Annotated in this window: 18 protein-coding genes and 1 pseudogene; 5 read left to right on the top strand and 14 right to left on the bottom strand. The window is 63.6% G+C overall.

The features are described 5' to 3' along the window. Nucleotides 1-36: 36 nt before the first annotated feature. From ACLFKU_RS07990 to ACLFKU_RS07960, 7 genes are all read right to left on the bottom strand, one after another. Nucleotides 37-1,749: an acid phosphatase gene (locus ACLFKU_RS07990; RefSeq protein ID WP_410848706.1), complete on the bottom strand. Its 1,713-nt coding sequence runs from the start codon at nt 1,747-1,749 to the stop codon at nt 37-39. A 101-nt stretch (nt 1,750-1,850) separates the two neighbouring features. Further along, nucleotides 1,851-2,147, bottom strand: a complete 297-nt coding sequence (locus ACLFKU_RS07985) for a hypothetical protein (RefSeq protein WP_368583422.1) — start codon at nt 2,145-2,147, stop codon at nt 1,851-1,853. A 156-nt stretch (nt 2,148-2,303) separates the two neighbouring features. Continuing rightward, the gene (locus tag ACLFKU_RS07980) at nt 2,304-2,765 is read right to left on the bottom strand and encodes a GNAT family N-acetyltransferase (protein WP_368583421.1); all 462 of its coding nucleotides are present in this window, start codon (nt 2,763-2,765) and stop codon (nt 2,304-2,306) included. A 142-nt stretch (nt 2,766-2,907) separates the two neighbouring features. Then, nucleotides 2,908-3,111 (bottom strand): DUF3562 domain-containing protein, encoded by a 204-nt coding sequence (locus ACLFKU_RS07975; RefSeq protein ID WP_368583420.1) that lies wholly within the window; start codon nt 3,109-3,111, stop codon nt 2,908-2,910. 237 nt (nt 3,112-3,348) lie between these two features. Further along, nucleotides 3,349-4,692, bottom strand: a complete 1,344-nt coding sequence (locus ACLFKU_RS07970; protein ID WP_410848705.1) for a TAXI family TRAP transporter solute-binding subunit — start codon at nt 4,690-4,692, stop codon at nt 3,349-3,351. Nucleotides 4,693-5,062: 370 nt separating this feature from the next. Beyond that, on the bottom strand, nt 5,063-5,743 hold the full coding sequence (locus ACLFKU_RS07965; protein ID WP_410848704.1) for a BPSL0067 family protein: 681 nt from the start codon (nt 5,741-5,743) through the stop codon (nt 5,063-5,065). 70 nt (nt 5,744-5,813) lie between these two features. Further along, nucleotides 5,814-6,740: a LysR substrate-binding domain-containing protein gene (locus tag ACLFKU_RS07960; protein WP_368583418.1), complete on the bottom strand. Its 927-nt coding sequence runs from the start codon at nt 6,738-6,740 to the stop codon at nt 5,814-5,816. A gap of 124 nt (nt 6,741-6,864) precedes the next feature. Here ACLFKU_RS07960 and ACLFKU_RS07955 point away from each other — a divergent pair, with 124 nt between their 5' ends. Together ACLFKU_RS07955 and ACLFKU_RS07950 are read left to right on the top strand one after the other, a co-directional pair. Next, nucleotides 6,865-7,959 (top strand): tartrate dehydrogenase, encoded by a 1,095-nt coding sequence (locus ACLFKU_RS07955; protein WP_368583417.1) that lies wholly within the window; start codon nt 6,865-6,867, stop codon nt 7,957-7,959. Between the two features lie 178 nt (nt 7,960-8,137). Next, nucleotides 8,138-9,441, top strand: a pseudogene (locus tag ACLFKU_RS07950) (MFS transporter). 81 nt (nt 9,442-9,522) lie between these two features. Here the strand turns inward: ACLFKU_RS07950 and ACLFKU_RS07945 are convergent. Beyond that, the gene (locus ACLFKU_RS07945) at nt 9,523-10,113 is read right to left on the bottom strand and encodes a hypothetical protein (protein WP_368583516.1); all 591 of its coding nucleotides are present in this window, start codon (nt 10,111-10,113) and stop codon (nt 9,523-9,525) included. 461 nt (nt 10,114-10,574) lie between these two features. Here ACLFKU_RS07945 and ACLFKU_RS07940 point away from each other — a divergent pair, with 461 nt between their 5' ends. Continuing rightward, nucleotides 10,575-11,318, top strand: a complete 744-nt coding sequence (locus ACLFKU_RS07940; protein ID WP_410848703.1) for a hypothetical protein — start codon at nt 10,575-10,577, stop codon at nt 11,316-11,318. A 97-nt stretch (nt 11,319-11,415) separates the two neighbouring features. On the opposite strand, the gene ACLFKU_RS07935 is transcribed toward ACLFKU_RS07940, so the two are convergent. The 3 genes from ACLFKU_RS07935 to ACLFKU_RS07925 all read right to left on the bottom strand — a co-directional run bounded on the left by ACLFKU_RS07935 (nt 11,416) and on the right by ACLFKU_RS07925 (nt 14,867). Beyond that, nucleotides 11,416-11,751: a DUF4148 domain-containing protein gene (locus ACLFKU_RS07935; RefSeq protein WP_368583414.1), complete on the bottom strand. Its 336-nt coding sequence runs from the start codon at nt 11,749-11,751 to the stop codon at nt 11,416-11,418. Nucleotides 11,752-11,968: 217 nt separating this feature from the next. After that, nucleotides 11,969-13,504: a M81 family metallopeptidase gene (locus ACLFKU_RS07930; protein ID WP_410848702.1), complete on the bottom strand. Its 1,536-nt coding sequence runs from the start codon at nt 13,502-13,504 to the stop codon at nt 11,969-11,971. Nucleotides 13,505-13,577: 73 nt separating this feature from the next. Continuing rightward, nucleotides 13,578-14,867: an MFS transporter gene (locus tag ACLFKU_RS07925; protein ID WP_410848701.1), complete on the bottom strand. Its 1,290-nt coding sequence runs from the start codon at nt 14,865-14,867 to the stop codon at nt 13,578-13,580. A gap of 184 nt (nt 14,868-15,051) precedes the next feature. Here ACLFKU_RS07925 and ACLFKU_RS07920 point away from each other — a divergent pair, with 184 nt between their 5' ends. After that, nucleotides 15,052-15,984 (top strand): LysR family transcriptional regulator, encoded by a 933-nt coding sequence (locus ACLFKU_RS07920; protein ID WP_410848700.1) that lies wholly within the window; start codon nt 15,052-15,054, stop codon nt 15,982-15,984. 1 nt (nt 15,985) lies between these two features. Here the strand turns inward: ACLFKU_RS07920 and ACLFKU_RS07915 are convergent, their stop codons facing one another. From ACLFKU_RS07915 to ACLFKU_RS07905, 3 genes are all read right to left on the bottom strand, one after another. Beyond that, nucleotides 15,986-16,576, bottom strand: a complete 591-nt coding sequence (locus ACLFKU_RS07915) for a hypothetical protein (RefSeq protein ID WP_368583410.1) — start codon at nt 16,574-16,576, stop codon at nt 15,986-15,988. Nucleotides 16,577-16,603: 27 nt separating this feature from the next. Further along, on the bottom strand, nt 16,604-17,008 hold the full coding sequence (locus ACLFKU_RS07910; RefSeq protein ID WP_410848699.1) for a DUF3224 domain-containing protein: 405 nt from the start codon (nt 17,006-17,008) through the stop codon (nt 16,604-16,606). Between the two features lie 93 nt (nt 17,009-17,101). Continuing rightward, nucleotides 17,102-18,052 carry a LysR family transcriptional regulator gene (locus ACLFKU_RS07905; RefSeq protein ID WP_410848698.1) on the bottom strand — a complete coding sequence of 317 codons (951 nt, stop codon included), beginning with the start codon at nt 18,050-18,052 and terminating at the stop codon, nt 17,102-17,104. An 82-nt stretch (nt 18,053-18,134) separates the two neighbouring features. On the opposite strand from ACLFKU_RS07905, the gene ACLFKU_RS07900 reads away from it, so the two are divergent. Further along, nucleotides 18,135-18,854: an SDR family oxidoreductase gene (locus tag ACLFKU_RS07900; protein ID WP_410848697.1), complete on the top strand. Its 720-nt coding sequence runs from the start codon at nt 18,135-18,137 to the stop codon at nt 18,852-18,854. Nucleotides 18,855-18,867: the final 13 nt, after the last annotated feature.

The raw sequence follows: 18,867 nt of genomic DNA, 5'->3' as shown, positions 1-18,867 counted from the left end.
CGCGAGCCGCGGCAAATCAACGCAGCCGACAGGCGTTCAAGCGAGATCGAGCGAAGCGGTCAGATCGCCGAGCGGCGCGAGTCCGTTGCTGGCGAATGCCTTGTCGCGCGCGACCACGCCATCGAGCGGAGCGAGTCCATGCACACGACTAATGAAACGCAGGATTGAGTTCGTGTCGTACACCGTGTGATCGACGTAACCCTTCTTCGCGAGCGGCGAGATCACCAGCGCGGGGACGCGCGAACCCGGCCCCCAGCGATCGCCGACCGGTGGCGCGACGTGGTCCCACCAACCGCCGTTCTCGTCGACGGTGACGATCACGACCGTGTTCTGCCATTGCGGGCCACGCTGAATATGCTCGATCAGCGTCGCGATGTGACGGTCGCCCGAGGCGACGTCGGCATAGCCCGCGTGCATGTTCAGGTCGCCCTGCGGTTTGTAGAACGTGACGGTCGGCAAACGTCCCGCGTCGATTTCGGCGATCAGGCGATTGGTCGACGCGTCGTTGCCCATCCCGCCGTCGCGCAGATAGCGGCGGCGCGCGGCCGTGCCCGGCGCGTAATTGGCGAAGTAGTTAAACGGCTGATGGTGATACTGAAAGTCGGGCATCGATCCCGTATCGCGATGATCGAGCGCGAATTGCCATGCGCCGCTGTACCACGCCCAGTCGATGCCCTTGGCGGTCAGCCGGTCGCCGATCGTTGCGTAGTGCTGCGGCGGCATAACGCGCGGGTCGGACGGATCAGCCAAGGCCGGGTCGCCGCCTTCGGCCGGACGCACGCTGCTCGGCTGATACGGCGGCGCCATCGTGTTGACTGCATAGCCGTCGGCGGTGAAAGCGCCGTCATTGACGAACTTCGGCGGACCGTCGAGCGCCGACGCGGGTGAATTGGGCGCGAGCTTCAAACGGGTGCCGGTCGGATCGTCGCCTTCCACGACCGACACCATCTTCCTGGCCGGGCTGTTGTGGATGTCCGGGTAGTACGGCGCTTGCGCCGAGATCAGGAAGATGTGGTTCAGCCACGAGCCGCCGAAAGCGGCCATGAAGAAGTTGTCGCACAGCGTGTACTGCTGCGCCAGATTCCAGAGACGCAGCGAGTCGGCGGAATTGCGGTAGTGCCCCATCACGAGGCCGCCCGAATCGCCCCACGCGGCGAACTGGTTGTTGCGCCCCGCGTTGATCTGCATCTGATTCTGATAGAAGCGATGGATCAGATCGCGGGTGATCACGCCGGTCGGCAACGGTGCGCCGTGAGCATCGACGATCTGGAACGGCCGGTTGCGCAGATGATCGAGATCTTTTTCGCCGATCATGTAGCGCTTGCCGTCCACTTCCTGCGCCTGCGGCACGAGCCCGCCCCAAATCGCAGGCAGCCGCGGCAGCGGCGTCTTGCCATCGCGGTCGAGCTGGACGTACTGCTCGGCGGTGACCGCGTCGAGCGGATGCTGGACACCCGGGTAGTTGCCGTACAGGTTCGCGAAGCTGCGGTTCTCCGCGTAAATCACCACGATGTTCTTCACCTGATCGTGCAGCGCAGCGTCGAGCCGCAAGTCGGCGGCGCTGCGCGGCGGGCCGTTGCCCGCGAGTTCCTCGCCCGTTTTGCAGCCGGGCAGCGCGAGGCCGAGCCCGACTGCCGCGAGACCGGTCAGGACGCGCCGGCGTTCGGGATCGTCGGGGGCGTCGTTGGTGTTGTCGATTGAATCGGGGTTGTCCAGTTTCGGCGGCAGGTGAGGATCGTGGTCGGTCATCGGTGAGTTCCGAAGGAGACGTGACGGTCGCTTCGGCGCCGCTGCAGGCGGCGCGCGCGACACCGGTTATGGAACCGCCGAGGCCGGCAGGCCTCGCGGCTTTACGGCAGCCGACGCTTCACGCGCCAGCTGTGATGCGTGGCATCGACAGCCAATAGTAGCCAGTGCCGTGCGTCGATCGGATGACGCTTTTGCGTCGCGTAACGGTCGACGGTCAATTCGAGTTCGTCATGCGCGCGCCGATGACAAATGGCGTGCGCCCCGGAGCCATCCGCGAACTCGACGCGCGCCTCGGCGAGGTTCGGCGCGCCGGCCGGTTCGGGAAGATCGGCGATGCGCACCGCGCAGCCCGGATAAAGATGCGAGTCGGCAACCTGAATCTGGATCGCGTTGGGCATGGCGTGGCCTCCTACGCTTGGGCGGCGCGAGCGCGCGGCTGGGACACACCGCGCCGCTAGGACCGGATCAAAGCATAGCACCGCGTGGCCGAGTTGCCGCATGCTTCGCGCTATAGGCGGGACGCAAGCCGATGGGCCTGGATGAAGCGCTGTGCGTTAGAGCGTCTTGCGATAAACCACGAAGCCGGATTTGTCCGCGACCTTGTCATAGAGCTGCATCGCGGTGTGATTCGTCTCGTGCGTCTGCCAATAGACGCGTTGCGCGCCGTCGGCTTTTGCCCGCTCATAGACGGCCTCGATCAGCGCACGGCCGACGCCCTTGCCGCGCTCGCTATCGAGCGTGTATAGGTCCTGCAGATAGCAGATCGGTCCCGCCATCGTCGTATGACGGTGATACAGAAAATGCACGATGCCCTGCAATTGGCCGGCGCGTTCGGCGACGAACGCATGCATCGGCTCGTAGCCATCGAAAAAGCGATTCCACGTGATCTGCGTGATCTCGCGCGGCAACGCGGTCTCGCCCGAGCGGCCATAAAACGCGTTGTAGGCGTTCCACAGCGGCAGCCATGCATCGAAATCGTCACGGGTGACGGCGCGAATCTGCAGCGGGGCGGACATGTGGGCGGCTCCTTTGGAAAGCTATGGAACCGCCAGCATAGAAAATTTGCGACGTGATTGTTAGCTCCACCATGATCGCCAAATCTGGAGCCACGACGCGTGCGGCAGTGCGGTGAACCGATGCATCGCCGCCTACAGCCTGTCAGTGCTTGCGAGAATGCTTCTGGCGAAGCTCGTTGCGGACCTTCTTCGCGGCGAACAGCGGAACGTAGTCGAACACGCGCGCCTCGCTCCGGAATTCGGCGAGCGTATCGGCGTACATGCGGGACACCGTTTCGGTCGGCGTGTCGGTTTCTTCGGCGATGCTGCGGACTACTTCGTCGACATTCGGCTCAGGCTGCGACATGGGCGCTCTCCGGGTAGTGCGCGGCAGACTGGATGGACGGTACGCGCACGGCAGGAGTCCATTACAGGATGCGATTCGCGAGCACGCCAATTAAATCGGCCTATCGTTCGACCGGTTTCACAGAGATTTTCTTCTTGCGCTGCGGCAAGCGACCCTGCGGTGAGGGCGCGCGAAAAATCAACCGGTTCGGCGGTGGTGAATACCCGGGAAACGCGCAGGGATAAGCGAACAGCGTTTTTACTTCTCCATCTTCTGCGCCACATGCGCGATCCGGTCGCGCACGACGCCGATCGCCTGCTTCAGCGCGTAAACGTCCTGAAAGTAGCGGTACGGAATCCGGATCTGGCTAGCGTTCGCGTCGATGTTTTCAATCTCGTCCCTCCATTGCGCGATCTGGGCGCGAGTCGGCTCGGCGTTCTTCCACACTTCGTCCTCCAGCGCCTTGATCGCGCGGTACCACACGAACAGGCGTTTCTTCATACGCGCTTCGAGCATGCGCGGCAGCGCCTGCGCGAGGCCGATCAGCAGCGCGAGGAACGGCACCAGAATCAGCAGCCGCCGTTCGATCAGACTCGCGAGCCAGAACGGCAGGTAGCGATACAGAAACGGCCGGCCCGATTTGAAGTAGCGCACGCTTTCGTCGGAGATCGGGAATTCTTCGGTGTTCAGATTCGGGAACGTGCCGAGGGGCGTGAAGTAGTCCTCGCCGCCGTGCACCGTGCGCGCCGCGTCGAGCAGCAGATAGACGAGCGCCGGATGCAGCGCGTCCTTCGACACCAGCAGCGCCGTCGCCGCGAGCAGCGTGACGTCGCTGCGCGGCAGATCGTCGGCGACGCTCGTCGAGGCGCGCGGTAATACGATCTTCGAAAGCGACGGGAATTTTTGCGCCAGTGCATCGGCCTGCGCGAAGCTCATCAGCTTCAGGTTGCTGGTCAGCAGCGTGTGCTGCATGTCGGCGTCGGGCCGGCCGATGAAGAACGCCGCGTCGATCTGACCGCTTTCCAGCCCTTCGTATGCGGCGTTCGCGTCCATCTGCAGCAGCGTCGAGTTCTGACTCGTGACGCCGCTGTAGCCGAGCAGCACCTGCGAGACGTTGAGCAGCCCGCTGCCCGGCACGCCGATCGAAATGCGCTTGCCGCGCAGTTGCGACAGCCGGTCGATCGTCGCGTCGCCGCGATAGAACACCCAGATCGGCTCGTACGACACGGCGGCGATGGTTTGCAGATTGTCCGTGTCTTTCGGACTGGTCATGCCCGACTGGATGAAGCCGACCTGATAGGCGCTGTCCGGGTCCGCGAGGCGCTGGTAGTTTTCGACCGAACCCGACGAACTGCGGATGTCGAGCTTGATGCCTTCACGCTTGAGCAGCGGCGCGTAGCGATCGGCAAAGCTGCGGTAAATGCCGCCGTCCGCGCCGGAGGTGATGACGATGGTGCGCTGGAACGCGGGCTCGAGAATCAACGCGAGCATCCAGCCGAGCGCGGCGATGAGCACGATCGAGCCGATGATCAGAAGACGCCGGCGCCGCCGTGTCGTCGGGGTTCTCGGGCTGCGGTACGGCGCAGGGTCTGGTCTCGGCATCGTTACCCGGCTTGGTCAGGTCCGGCCTTGGTGAGTCAAGGAGTGGGATCGGGGTTTGGTTTCTCAACTTTACGTTATCGGGGAGTTTTATTCGATAGCCAGTGATGTGCAGTGAAAACAGGCGGGGTCTGTTTACAGACTGTGGCGACCGCGATTTTCGTGCTACAGATTCCAGTCGTACAGGCCATTCCGGCGTACGAACACGCGCGTCGTTTGTTCAGTCAGAGGGAGTTGCGGTGTCGGAGGCTCAAGGTCGTCAGTATCAAGTGTTGAGTTAATGTGATGCAAACTTTGCCGTGTGCCAACGGCATCTAGGCAGCAACCGCAGCGACTGTGAGCCGGGTCGCCATTTTGCGGTTACCCAGTCCATTTAACGAGAGGTGCAGTGAACCGCAAAGGGTTTGCTGGTGGCTTCACAGGTCCGAGCACCAACAGCATGAATCACAAGAGTGCTGTTAGTGCCGTGGTAGCGGCATACCAGATAGGGGTCGACGCCCGTTAAATCCCACTGGTTAGATGTTTTTCCCGGCTCAGGAATAAGGTCCGCCGCCTCCTCTGGAGGACCATCGAACAGGGATGCGTTATCCAGAACATGATGTTGCCCTCCCGCAGAAAGCACGCTTGGGCATTTTGAACCTGACCCGTGTTGGCGACGCACCCGCGGCGCTCGTTGCCACGAGGCAAACTGCCAGGAAGACCGCCTTATTCGACAACATAATATCCGATTAACAGGCGTTCCATGGCCGCGACGGAAATGGATAGTACGCCGATGCGGAGGTTGTTTGGTATGTCCATTCCACTGGTCAATTACAGTGATTCCATCCAGTGTTTGCCCGAGATAAATTGCCGCGTGGCTGGTTCCGTTCGTGTGATTTCCATAGCGTCCATTGCTGTCGAATGTAGCTATTACGGTTCCTTTGGCGATGAGGACATTGCCTTGGACCCGGTCTCCCCTTTTCCATAAGGAAGACCGCGAAATGCTCACAACAGCATGAACGCGTGTAACGCACTGGCCATTCCCAATCAGATGCGCTTGGTTGCTAGCGAGCAAGAAACAGCCTCCCGATCAATGTGTCGCGATGTGTCGAGTAGCTCGACCTCGAGTCACCCGCTCCGCAGCACTACACAACCATCCCCACCTCACCCCCCAACTCCCGCGCAATAAACTCGACAAACGCGCGAATCCGATTCGACATCTGATGCCGTGGTGAATACACCGCGAAGATATCCGCATTCGGCGTGTCGTGATCAGGCAGCAACTGAACCAGCGACCCCTCCGCCAGATACTGCCGGATGTCCCATTCCGCGCGCAGCAGAATGCCGTGTCCTTCGAGCGCCCATTTGACGGCGATCTCGCCGTCGTTGGTGGTCAGCGTTCCCTTGATGCGCACCGCCTCGGTCTTGCGCGCGGCGCCGCGCCCAGAAGTCAGCCGCCACACGCCATACGCTTCGTCGCCCTGGCGAATGCCGATGCAGTTGTGGCGCGTCAGATCGTGCGCCGTGAGAGGCGTACCGTGCGCCGCGAGATACGACGGCGCCGCGCACAGCAGACGCCGGTTCGGCGCAAGCCGGCGTGCGACCACGCGCGTATCGGGCGGCTCGCCGAAGCGGATGCAGACGTCGAAGCTGTCGTCGGTGAGCGGCGGGGGCGTGACCGACAACTGCAGTTGAACCGACACCTGCGGATACCGCGCGACGAAGCGCGAAATCGCCGGCCCGATATGGCTGCGCCCGAAGCCGAGCGTCGCGTTCACGCGCAGCAAACCCTTAGGTGTCTTCTTCGCCGAGCCGAGCAATTCGGCCAGCTCGTCGAGCTCGTCGAGAATCCGCCGCGCGCGTTCGAGGTATAGCTCGCCTTCGGGCGTCAGCATCATGCGGCGCGTCGTGCGGTTCACGAGCGCAACGCCCGCGCGCTGCTCCATCTGCGTGAGGCGCTTGCTGACCGCGGCCGCGGTCAGCCCCAGTTCGCGCGCGGCCGCGCTGAGACTGCCGCTCGCGGCGAGCGTCGAGAAAAAGCTCAGATCCGCTGGCTGCACGGTGTCGCGCATCGTCTTTTCCACGCCTTCGCATTTGTGAATGCAAGTTAAAGATGCTTTGAGTTTAGCACCGGTTTTTACCCGTGCGAGCGCGCTAGAGTCCACTCACGCCATTCACCAAGCACAGGACGCAGACATGAAGACCTATCGCATCGCAACCATTCCCGGCGACGGCATCGGCAAGGAGGTCGTGCCGGCCGGCGCACAGGTGCTCGAAGCGCTCGCGAAAACCACCCGCGCCTTCACGTTCGAGTTCGAGAACTTCGACTGGGGCGGCGACTACTATCGCCAGCACGGTGTGATGATGCCGGGCAACGGGCTCGACGCGATCCGTAACAAGGATGCGATCCTGTTCGGCTCGGCGGGCGACAAGGACATTCCCGACCACATCACGCTATGGGGTCTGCGTCTGAAGATCTGCCAGGGCTTCGATCAATACGCGAACGTGCGCCCGACGCGCATCCTGCCCGGCATCGACGCACCGCTGAAGTACTGCAAGCCCGAGGACCTGAACTGGGTCATCGTTCGCGAAAACTCCGAGGGAGAATATTCGGGCGTCGGCGGCCGCGTGCATCAGGGCCATCCGATCGAAGCCGCGACCGACGTGTCGATCATGACGCGCGCCGGCGTCGAGCGCATCATGCGCTTCGCGTTCCGCCTCGCGCAGTCGCGTCCGCGCAAGCTGTTGACCGTGATCACGAAGAGCAACGCGCAGCGTCATGCGATGGTGATGTGGGACGAGATCGCGCTCGAAATCTCGAAGGAGTTTCCGGACGTCACGTGGGATAAGGAACTCGTCGATGCGGCGACCGCGCGCATGGTCAATCGCCCCGCCACGCTCGACACGATCGTCGCCACCAATCTGCACGCCGATATTCTCAGCGACCTCGCAGCCGCGCTCGCGGGCAGCCTCGGCATCGCGCCGACCGGCAACATCGATCCCGAGCGCCGCTATCCGTCGATGTTCGAGCCGATCCACGGCTCCGCGTTCGACATCATGGGCAAGGGGCTCGCGAATCCGGTCGGCACGTTCTGGTCGGTCGTGATGCTGCTCGAACACCTCGGCGAATTCGACGCGGCCACGCGCGTAATGCAGGCCGTCGAAGCGGTCACCGCGAACAAGTCGCTGCATACCCGCGACCTCGGCGGCACCGCTACGACCGCGCAGGTCACGGCGGCCGTATGCGCGTTCATCGAGCAGGCGGCGACGCCCGCGGCGAACGCGGCTTGAGCGGTGACTTCGCTTGAATTGACCAGTACCGAGCGGGAACCGCGCGCAACCCAGGCGCGCGGTCTACGCCCCGGCCACCACGTGGCCGGCACCCAACCTTGACTCGACTAGCTCGGCCCAACGTCGGCCGGCGCGAGGCTCGCGCGCGGTCCACTGCCGCGCGCAGAAGGAGGAGACAATGACTTCGGAACTCGAAAGCCGGGTGTCCCGCAAGCTGATGCTGCGGATCATCCCGTTCGTCATGCTGTTGTACTTCGTGAGCTTTCTCGATCGCGTGAATGTGGGCTTCGCCGCGTTGTCGATGAACAAGGCCTTTCGCCGACCGCGTTCGGACTCGGCGGCGGCCTCTTCTTTATCGGCTATTTTCTGTTCGAAGTGCCGTCGAACCTGATCCTGCACAAGGTCGGCGCGCGCCGCTGGATTGCTCGTGTGATGGTGTCGTGGGGGCTCGTGTCGCTCGCGTCGGCGTTCGTCGTCGGGCCGAACAGCTTCTACGCGCTGCGCTTCATTCTCGGCGTCGCCGAAGCGGGCTTCTTTCCCGGCATCATCCTGTATCTGAGCCTGTGGTTTCCGACCCGGCAGCGTGCGGTCGCGGCGGCGTGGTTCATGGCCGCCGCGCCGATTTCGACCGCGATCGGCTCGCCGATTTCCGGCGCGATCATGAAACTGCCGCCGATCGCCGGACTCGCCGACTGGCAGATGCTCTACATACTCGAAGCCTTGCCGGCGATCATCCTCGGCTTCTGCGTGCTCAAGTATCTGACCGACAAGCCCGCGCAAGCCGAATGGCTGCAGCCCGAAGAGCGCGACTGGCTGATCGCGAAACTGAAGCTCGAAGCCGACGCGCGACACGCGCAGGCAGGCCACACGGCCGGCGCGCTCAGCGCGTTGCGCGATCCGCGCGTGCTCGCACTCGCGCTGATCTACTTCGGCACCTCGGCGGGACTGTATACGCTCGGCTTGTGGGCGCCGCTGATCATCCGCCAATATGGTTTCGGCACGTTCGAAACCGGGCTGCTTGCCGGTGTGCCGAGCGTGCTCGCGGTGATCGCGATGGTGCTATGGGCGAAGCACTCGGATCGTACCGACGAACGTACATGGCACGTCGTGATTCCGTGCGCGCTTGCGTGCGTAGGCTTCGTGTTCGCCGGCAACGCGAGCACGGCGTTGATGATCGTGCTTGCGCTCGTCGTCGTGAACGTCGGCATCAGCGCCGCGAAGGCGCCACTGTGGGCGATGCCGAGTATGTTCCTGTCGGGCGCCGGGGCGGCGGCGGGGATTGCGATGATCAACTCGATCGGCAACCTCGGCGGCTTCGTCGGGCCGTTTGCGATCGGCTGGCTCAAGAACGTGACGGGTGGCTATACGGCGGGGCTCTATGTGGTCGGCGCGACGTTGGCGGTGTCGGCGGTCGTGACGCTGATGCTGAGCCGCCAGACCAGGCATGCGCCGGTCGCGGTGGGCCAGCGGCAAGGGCACTGAGCGAAGCATCGACGAAGCGCGCGTGCCGCCGGTTGAAAAGCCGGCGGCGCGCTTGAATCCATCCGGTCCATCGGTACCCGGCTACCGGAAGCCGTAGACCAGAACCTTCTTCCCTTCGAACGCCTCCTGCACCCCTTGCACGCAATCCATCGAACAGCTGAAGCCGTCTGGGGCCGACGCGGCTGACGGGATGCTCGCCCGATAGACGACGGATTCGACCTGGGTCCCGTCCGAAGTGACCACGATATTCAGATCGGTCTCGACGCCGGCAGGCACGGCTCCTCCCGCGATATAGACGATCGACATCGTGCCGGTGCAATCGGCATTCACCTTATAAGTGCCTTTCTGAAACGGATTGAAGGTGGTCTGCCCGCCTTTCGGCACGCCGTTGATGCTGCCGAAATCGGTGCGGGTGAATTTGCCGTTGCCGTCGAATGTCACGAGCGCGACGTCATCGAGGATCGACTGGGTCGCGAACGGATGCAGCACGTTGTTCGAATCCAGCAAGCCGAGGATGACTCCGTGACCGATGAACCCATAGGGTCCTCTTAGCGTTGCGTTCGAACAAAGCCCACCACCGCCACGATTGTCACCACCGGCCTGCGCGGTGCCGCTCAGCGAGAGAAGTACAACGGCCATAGCTGACCAAATGCTCAAATGCCGGGTGTTCATCGTCATCTCCTTGTCAACGACGAATCGGACGCGTGAAATCCTGGCGTGCAAGGGCCTACGAGCGGCCTGGATCACAGGCGCCTGATTGAAAAAAACGAAAATAGTCGATTAACAAATGGCCGCAGCAATGCGTGGTCGCTGTCGTTTGAAGGACCAGGTGTGGGCCAAAGTAGTGAGCTGCGAACGGCTTTCACCAAGCAGTCGTGATTCGCTCGGCGTCGGCGGATACGTGCGGAAGGGATGCACGAAAGTCCGCGCAATGGTGACTTCGTGGGTCGGCCACGCTCTAAAGTCGCATAGCGAAAACCAGTGTAATCCACGCTATTTGCGGCGACCTGATGAATATCGGACAAAAGGAAGGCACAATCAGATCGCTCGCTGCGAAACGCGATGACGCCACGTGCCGTCTATGCTGAAGAACGTGATGACTTGCACCGTGATTCACGACATGCGGAGGTGAGATGGCAACGCACGATTCGTCGCAGGCGCTCGATCCCGCGGACTATATCGCTCACCATCTGCAGAACTTTTCGACGACGTCGTCGGCTTCGGGTGCGGCCTCGATGGAACACGGTGTGGGTACTTTCATTTTGAGCCCTCATGCGCTGGTTTTCGCTGCGGTGCTGTTCGTCGTGCTGGTGTGCGTTGCGGCGCTGAGGGATAGAGGCGCAATGTTCAGCGTCGGGCGCGCGATCGGTTTCGGGCGTCGTCTGTATGTGTGGTGGTCGTGCGCCTGGCGTCAGGGGCTCGCGAGTACGCTGCTTTTCATCGTCGCCGTGGTGGCGTTTCACTTTCTGATGCCGCGCACGGCGGTGCCGCTGATGCAATTTTCCGAGCACGTGATTACGTCTGAGGGCGCGAAGAGTTCACCGGCATGGTCGACGGTGATTGCGGCGATGCCGGCGATCGTCGCGCTTGTGATCTACCTGCTGGTGAGTCTGCCGATCGCCGGATACATGGTGCGCAGCGGCCTGGCCGCGCATGCTTTCGCCGGCTCGGAGCGTTTCGGCTTCTGGCGCGCGGTGTCGCTCGGGCTCACCACGTATCTCTGGTCGGTGCCTGGAAGCGTCGCGATTGCCGATGTCGGAATTTCATTGCCCAGTCATGCCGCGGATGCGCTGCGCGCGATTCTTGTCGTGGCGTGGGGGATGTATATCGTTTTGCCGAGGCAGGTGAAAAGGGTAGAAAGGTTTGCGGCGGGGTGAATATCCTCGAAGCGATTCGATGGTGCATGCGCGACGGCCCGCTCGAAGCGGGCCGTCTTCCATTGCCGCCGCCCACATGGGCAGCGCTCGCCCCACCTCAATGATGCGCGTAGACCGTGGCGAGGCCGGCAACGTCCTGTTGCTGTGACAGAGCCGGGACCTTGACCGCGCCGGCTCCGGCCGCCGACGACCCGTTCGCCGCCCCGCCATATGCCGACGCCGCCGCGCCGTTCAGCGCGCTCACGCGCGCCTCGGCGGCCTGGATATCCTGCGGATAGGTGTTGTAATCCGCGGCCGGGTTGTAACCCGCCTTTTCGAGTTGGACCAGTTCCGCGCGAACCTGGGCACGCGTAAGCGGCGCGTTGGACTGCGCGAACGAAACGACGGGGACAGCGACAACAGCGGCAACGACCAGCGACTTGATGAGTTTCATGGTATCCACCTGAGAGCAATTGAGTTGGTTCAGACCACGGTTGCGTGGCACGAGCGTCCAGTCACGTCGACGTCCGCTTTGCTTTGCGGCACCGCCGACTGGCATGGACGTATTTGAACCCCCTCATGTATCCCGCCTGTTTCCGCGAACCCCGACTTTTGCAACCGTGTATGTCGGGTTGCCCGGTGGATACACAACGATACGAAACTCGTCGAAATCACCGTGCACCATTACTGGCCGCGCGCTCGGCACTACCGCGCAGCTCGCCCAACGACGCGCCGTTCGGCCGCAGCCGCAGGCGCGGATCAAGCCGCTGCCACGGCAGATCGGCGGGGTCGGCGGCCATCGGGCCGGGCGCTTTCGCCACCAGATGGGCGGCGGCAATCGCGTCGAAGTCGGCGCGATAGTGAACCGAACTCTTGTTGACGAGAATCTTCATCCGTTCGGGTTCGATGCCGGCCGCGCGATAGAGATTGCGGTCGAAGATCTGCATCTTGACCGAGCTGACCGCAATCCTGACGCCGTCGATGCGCAGGCACGCCACCGGCCCGATATCGGTCCACATGCCGTTCATCATCGGCCCATCGAAGCGCACCCGCCCGTGGGAGAGGTGCTCGACAACGAAGCGCCCGGCGAGCGGCGCGTCCCCTGGTACGCCGGAGCCGCCCCCGAGTTCTAGCTTGATCGTCGCGCCGAGCCCCGCTTCGTGCGCCTTCGCCGCCGCTCGCGGATCCCAGATCAGGCCGACGGCGGCATCGCTCGCACCGTGACGCAGCAGCGCGCGCACGAGACCCATCGTGTTCGAATCGCCGCCCACGCCCGGGTTGTCCTGCGTATCGGCGATCACGACCGGTCCAGTCGCATGTTCGGCAAGCCGCATCGCTTCGCGCACGGCGGCGTCCGGGTCGAGGAAGCGCACTTCCCAGTCGCGCTCCTGCGCGACGATGGTCGAGGCCAGCGCATCGACGGCGGCGGTCACGGCGGCCTCGTCGAAGCCGTAGCCCCAGACCGCCGCGCCACATTCGGGGAAATCGGACGCCGGAAATCCTGGCGCGAACGACAGCGAGACGACGCCGTCGCGTTCCAGTGCCGCGAGACGATCGTACGTGCCGCGTGCCGGTTCAGCGAGCGTGCACATGCCATTGACGGGGATCAGGAACGGAATGCGGCGCACCATGCGCTTGAGGCCACGCTCCGGCTCTGTTGCGAGGCGCATCAGGATTTGCGCGGCGCGAGCGCCGGTGTCGGCCATGTCGACATGGGGATAGGTGCGATACGCGACCATCGCATCCGCGTGCGTGAACATCTGCTCGGTCACGTTGGCGTGCAGATCGAGCGAGACCACCAGCGGGATTTCGCGGCCGACGATCGCCCGCACGCGCGCGAGCAGTTCGCCTTCGCCGTCGTCGAGATGCTCGGTGACCATCGCGCCGTGCAGGTCGAGATAGATGGCGTCGAAACCCCCGCGCTGCACGGCCTCGAGGATTTCACGTGCGATGCGCTCATAGGCGTTTTCTGTCACGTGCGCGGAGGCGCTCGCGCCTGCCCAGATCACCGGCACGAGCGTATGGCCCGCCGCTTCCACCGCCTGAATGAAGCCGCCAGCGGGGACGTTCACGTCACGCAGCGCGAGCACGCCGGAGCCGCGCGCGAGCGGCGGAAAGCCCTCGCCCTGAACGAAGCTCTGCCAGCTTGCTTTGGTCGGGGCGAACGTGTTGGTTTCGTGCTGGAAGCCTGCGATGAGAATCTTCATTTCCCGTTACCTCGTTGATAAAGGATGGCTAATCGAATGGTTCCGTGGCGCGCCTTGAAAGCGCGGCACAAGGTCAGGGCTTCGTGGCAGCGAGCCGGAGCGGGAGGATCAGCAGCGCGGCAAGCAGCGACACGCCAGCCATTGCCAGCAGCGCAGGTTGCAGGCTGCCGGCCGCCGTCTTGATCCAGCCGATGGCCGCGGGCCCCCAGAAGCCGCCAGAAAGTCCGATGGTGTTGATGAGTGCGATGCCGCCCGCGGCGGCAGGCCCCTTGACGTACTCGGGCGGAATCGCCCAGAAGACCGTGTAGGCCATCCACAGCGCCATCGTCACGAGCGTGAGCAGCGTCAGCGTGAGCGCGAGATGATTGCCCGCGGCCGCGCAGGCGGCCAGCAGCAACGCGGCGGCGGCCGCAGGCGCCGCGCAATGCAGGCGCCGCTCGCCGAGCCGGTCCGAACGCGAGCCCATATAGAGCATGCCCGCCGCCGCGGCAACGTACGGAATCGACGTGTACCAGCCGAGCGTGATCAGGTCGCTCACGCCCTGAGCCTTCAGGATGGCGGGCAGCCAGAAGCTGATCGCATAGATCGAGGCAATGATGCAGAAGTAGGCGAACGCCAGCACATAGACCTTGCGATCGCGCAGCACGTGTCGAAATGAAGTGCCATGAGCCTGCGCCACGCCGACTTCGGCTTCCAGCTGACGCTTGTCGGCGTCGCTGAGCCACGAGGCGTCGGCCGGGCGGTCAGGCAGATAGAGGAAGGTCGCGATGCCGAGCACGATGCACGGCAAGCCTTCGACGAGAAACATCCATTGCCAGCCGGCGAGCCCGGCCTTACCTGCGAGCGTGCTCATGATCGCCGCCGAAACCGGGCCGCCGACAATCCCGCCGATCGGCCCGGCCAGAAACACCATCGCAATCGCGCGCGCCATGCGCGACGGCCCGTACCAGCGTGACAGATAGAAGATCATGCCCGGCGCGAAGCCGGCCTCGAACACGCCAAGCAGGAAGCGCATCGCGTAGAACGCCGGCACGCTGCGCACGAACAGCATGCAGGCCGATGTGATGCCCCAGAGAACGAGAATGCGGCCGAAAGTCTTGCGCGCGCCAATGCGCGGCAGCAGCAGATTGCTCGGCAGCTCGAACAGCACATAGCCGATGAAGAAGATGCCCGCGCCCACACCGTAAGCGGCATCGGAGAAGCCGAGATCGGTCTGCATCTGCAGCTTCGCGAAGCCGACGTTCACGCGATCGAGGTAAGCAAACAGATAGCAGATGAGAAGAAACGGCAGCAAACGCGCGTTGATCTTGCTGTAGAGCGCCGAAGCGTCGCCGCTTCGCGCGGTGGGAAGAATGGCCGCCATGTCTGTCTCCGAATGTGTGTCGACCGGGGGCAGCGCTTTGGCGCCTGATCTGGTCGCATGCAATAGATGTGATGCGCATCGTGCGCAACACCATCCTGACCAGGGCAATCCTTGCTAGCAATAGCAACAAAGTTCACATATCGTTCCTCCGAGGGCAACGAAGCTATACGCAAACGGGGGTGCGATGCGCGAAATCAATCAGCAGCGGCTGCGCTATTTCCACGAGGTGCTCGGGCACGGCACGATCCGCGGCGCCGCAGACAGCCTCAACACGTCGCCCTCGGTGATCACGCGGCAGATCAAGCTGCTCGAAGACGAACTGGGCGTGCAGCTGTTCGAGCGGCAGGCGCGCGGCGTCCGGCCCACCGAGGCGGCGGCGCATCTGCTGGAGTTCTGGCGCGGCTATCGCGCGCAGCAGGAGAAGTTGGAGGATCAGCTGCACGCGTTGCGCGGCTTGCAGCAAGGCCGCGTCGATCTGGCCGTCAGCGAGGGTTACGTGGATGCGCTGATTGCCGAGGTCATCACGCCGTTCTGTGTGCAATACCCGAAGGTCGATATCGGCCTGACCGTGCTGCCGGTCGACGACGTGCTCGATGCAGTTGCGGAAAGCCGCGCGCATATCGGACTCGCGTTCAATCCGCCGCCGCATCCGCGCGTCGAATATCGCGCGAGTTCCGCGCAGCCCGTGGTGTTGCTGGTGCGCCGCGACCATCCGCTCGCGCGGCGCGGCAAGCCCGCCACGATCGACGATCTGCTCGCGTGGCCGCTGGCGTTGATGCCGAGCACGTTCGGCATCGGGCACCTCGCAACGATGCTCGCGTTCGTCGAACACGTTGAGATCCGCGCGACGCTCACCACCAATTCCCTGACGGCACTCAAGCGGTTTGTCGCCGATGAAAACTTCGCGACGCTGATCGGAGAATTCGCGGCCTCGCGCGAGATTCAGGCTGGCGAACTGGTGACCGTGCCGATCGACCACGCGCTATTTCTAGGCACGAAGGCGCGCGTGCTGGTGAAATCCGGGCGGCCGCTCGTCGCGGCCGCGCACGAACTGCTCGCGTGGATCTTGCAGCGCATGACGATGTTCGCGGCGACGCGCACAGGCGAATCGGGGTGATTCACTGCGACCGCGCGGAATAGGCCCCTACCTGCCGCCTGCGCACCACCATCAACGAACAGATCCCGATGGACGCCACGATATTCACGGCCGGATAAAACGCCACGGCCACACTCCATTTCGGCACCGCAAGAATCGCGAGCCCGTATTTAAGAACACATAGCGCAAAGTACAAAAGACTCTCACTCCACGGATCAAGAATGGTCTTGCGCACCGTCGGCCCGAGGCCGACGAGTTCGATCAGCGTGACAAGACAGATCGACAACGTCGGATCATTGGTGAGTATCCAGAGCGGAATAGCCGACAACGCCGCGACGAGGCAAAGCCAATCAAAAGCGGTCCGCTGCCGCTCGCCCCGAAAGACGCTCGCCACGAGAACGAAGAAGCAGGTGGCCGCGATCGCCGCCGTGGACCACGCCGAAGGGCCTGCACCGGCGACGAATTGCCCGACAGCCGCAATTGCCGTGACGACCGACCAGACCAGCCACGTGAACAGATGAGGACGTACGCTGCCGCGCCAGATCGCAAGTCCATAAGGCAGAAACGCGACCAGCGAAACGATCGCGCCCATGACGCCGAACAGTCGGGTCATGTCTGCTCGCGAATCATGTTCGGCATGTCAAGCGCCGGGCAGCCGATAAGTGAACTCGTACGAATGCGCGCCATCGACGATGTCGATCTTGAACTCGCCTTCAATGCCGCTCAGCTCGCCCGTGCCCGAATCGGGCACGACCGTCACCGCGAGCGACGCAACACCGCGATTCATCACGCCGATATGCTGCAGCACGAACGTGCCCTGCTTGCCCGCCAGCGTGCCCGTGACCTGTTCGAGCGCGACATAGCCGGCCGAGCCTTTGACGTTCGTCATCGCGCTCAGCATTTGCCCTTGGGTGGTCGCGGCGAGATCGCCGGAGATCTGCTTGTCGATCGACATGCGGCCTAGCTTCGATTCGGTCTCCGCGTTTTCGAACGGCATCGGTTGAAGGGAGACGATGAAAGTGCCTTTTGCGATGTGCTGAGTCATCGGGATTTCCTCCTGACTTGAACGGGCGATGGCGAAGCGGCGGAACGAAACGCAACGCAATGTGACGCTTATGAAACGTAGCACACGTCGCTGTCAGTTAGCCGCACGCGCAGCGCTGTCAGCCGTGCCGAACGCGTCAGCGAACTCCCGCTTCAACCATGCGAGCGCCGGGTCGTGATCGTGCGCCGCGGCCCACATCAACGAAACTTCGTAGCCCGGCACCTCGAATGGCAACGGACTGAGCGCGAGACCGAGCGTATCGCGCCACACGCGGCCGATGAACTCCGGAACGGTCGCGATCGCCGCCGTGCGTTGCACGATGAACGGACTGGTCGCGAAGTTCGAACTCGAAAATACGACCTCGCGCTTCAGTCCCTGCAGCTCCAGTCGTTCATCGATGAAGCCGCGCAGTTCGGCGCTGAACGAAGTCAGCACATGGCGGTGGCGCAGAAATTCGTCCATCGACAAATGCTTGCGACGCGTCCTGACGAGCTTCGGGTTGTAGACGCTCACGAAGCGCCATGAAAACAGCGGCATGAGTCGCTGCCACGGCACGCACTCGCGAAACACGCCGACTGCGAGTTCGATCGCGCCGTCGTCGAGCATCGCGGCGGCGCGCGTCGAATCGGTGGAGCGCGCGATGAGCTTCACGCCGGGCGCCGCCACCGCGAGGCGCGCCATGATCTCCGGCATCAGCAGCAGTTCGAGTGAATCGCTGAGGCCGATGCGGAACACCCGCTGCGCGCGGGCCGGATCGAACACGGACGGCTGCGTGAGCGCCTGATGCAGCGATTGCAGGAATGGCTCGATCTGCCGCGCGAGTTCGAGCGCGCGCGGCGTCGGCGTCATGCCTTGGGGTGTGCGCACGAACAGCTCGTCGCCGAAGGTCTCGCGCAAGCGTTTCAGCGCGCCGCTGACCGCCGGTTGCCCAAGAAACAGCCGCTGCGCGGCACGCGTGACGCTGCGCTCTTCCAGCAACGCGCGGAAGGTCAGCAGCAGGTTCAGGTCGAAGCGCCGAAAATCATTTTCAATGATGTTGGCCATGACGTTAAACGATTTGAATGATGGGCCCGCACCGCGCATTCTACTGCCACGGGGTCTTCCGTTCACTCTCAGGAGCAATGAAATGAACTGGCAAAATCAGAAGGTCGTGGTGCTGGGTGGCTCGTCGGGTGTTGGGCTCGCGACGGTGAAGCGGCTCGCGGCGGCTGGTGCGAGCGTCGTCGCGGTGGGGCGCGACCGCGCCAAGCTGGACGATGCGCTGAGCGGCATCGGCGGACAGGTGACGGGCGACGCGCTCGATTGCACCGATCGCGCGGCGCTCGAACGCTTCTTCGGCGGGCTCGGCCGGATCGATCATCTGGTGATGACGCTGTCGGGCGGCGAAGGCGCGGGGCCTTTTGCCGAGCTGGATCTGGCCGCGCTGCGGCGCGGCTTCGAGGCCAAGTTCTGGCCGCAGCTCGAAGCGGCGCAGCGCGCGCTGCCCACCCTGCGTCGCGACGGCAGCATCACGTTTCTGACCGCGATTTCGGCGCGCATCGCGAATCCGGGCACGGCGGGTCTGGGCGCGATCAACGGCGCGCTCGAAAGCATGATCGGCACGCTCGCGCGCGAGCTGGCGCCGCTGCGCGTGAACGCGGTGTCGCCGGGGGTGATCGATACGCCGTGGTGGGACAGATTCCCCGCGAACGTGAAAAGCGAGGTATTCCGGCAGCAAAGCGAAACGCTACCGGTGCGGCGCGTCGGCCAGGCCGACGATGTCGCTCACGCGCTGCAGTTTCTGCTGGAGAACACGTTTATGACGGGGGCGGTGATCGAGTGTGACGGGGGCTTGCGACTACTCTGACGCACGGGCGCGG

Origin of the sequence: Paraburkholderia sp. EG304 (genome assembly GCF_046543485.1) — a bacterium.
GTDB classification, from domain to species: Bacteria; Pseudomonadota; Gammaproteobacteria; order Burkholderiales; family Burkholderiaceae; genus Paraburkholderia; species Paraburkholderia youngii.
This window is presented reverse-complemented; position numbering and strand designations above follow the sequence as displayed.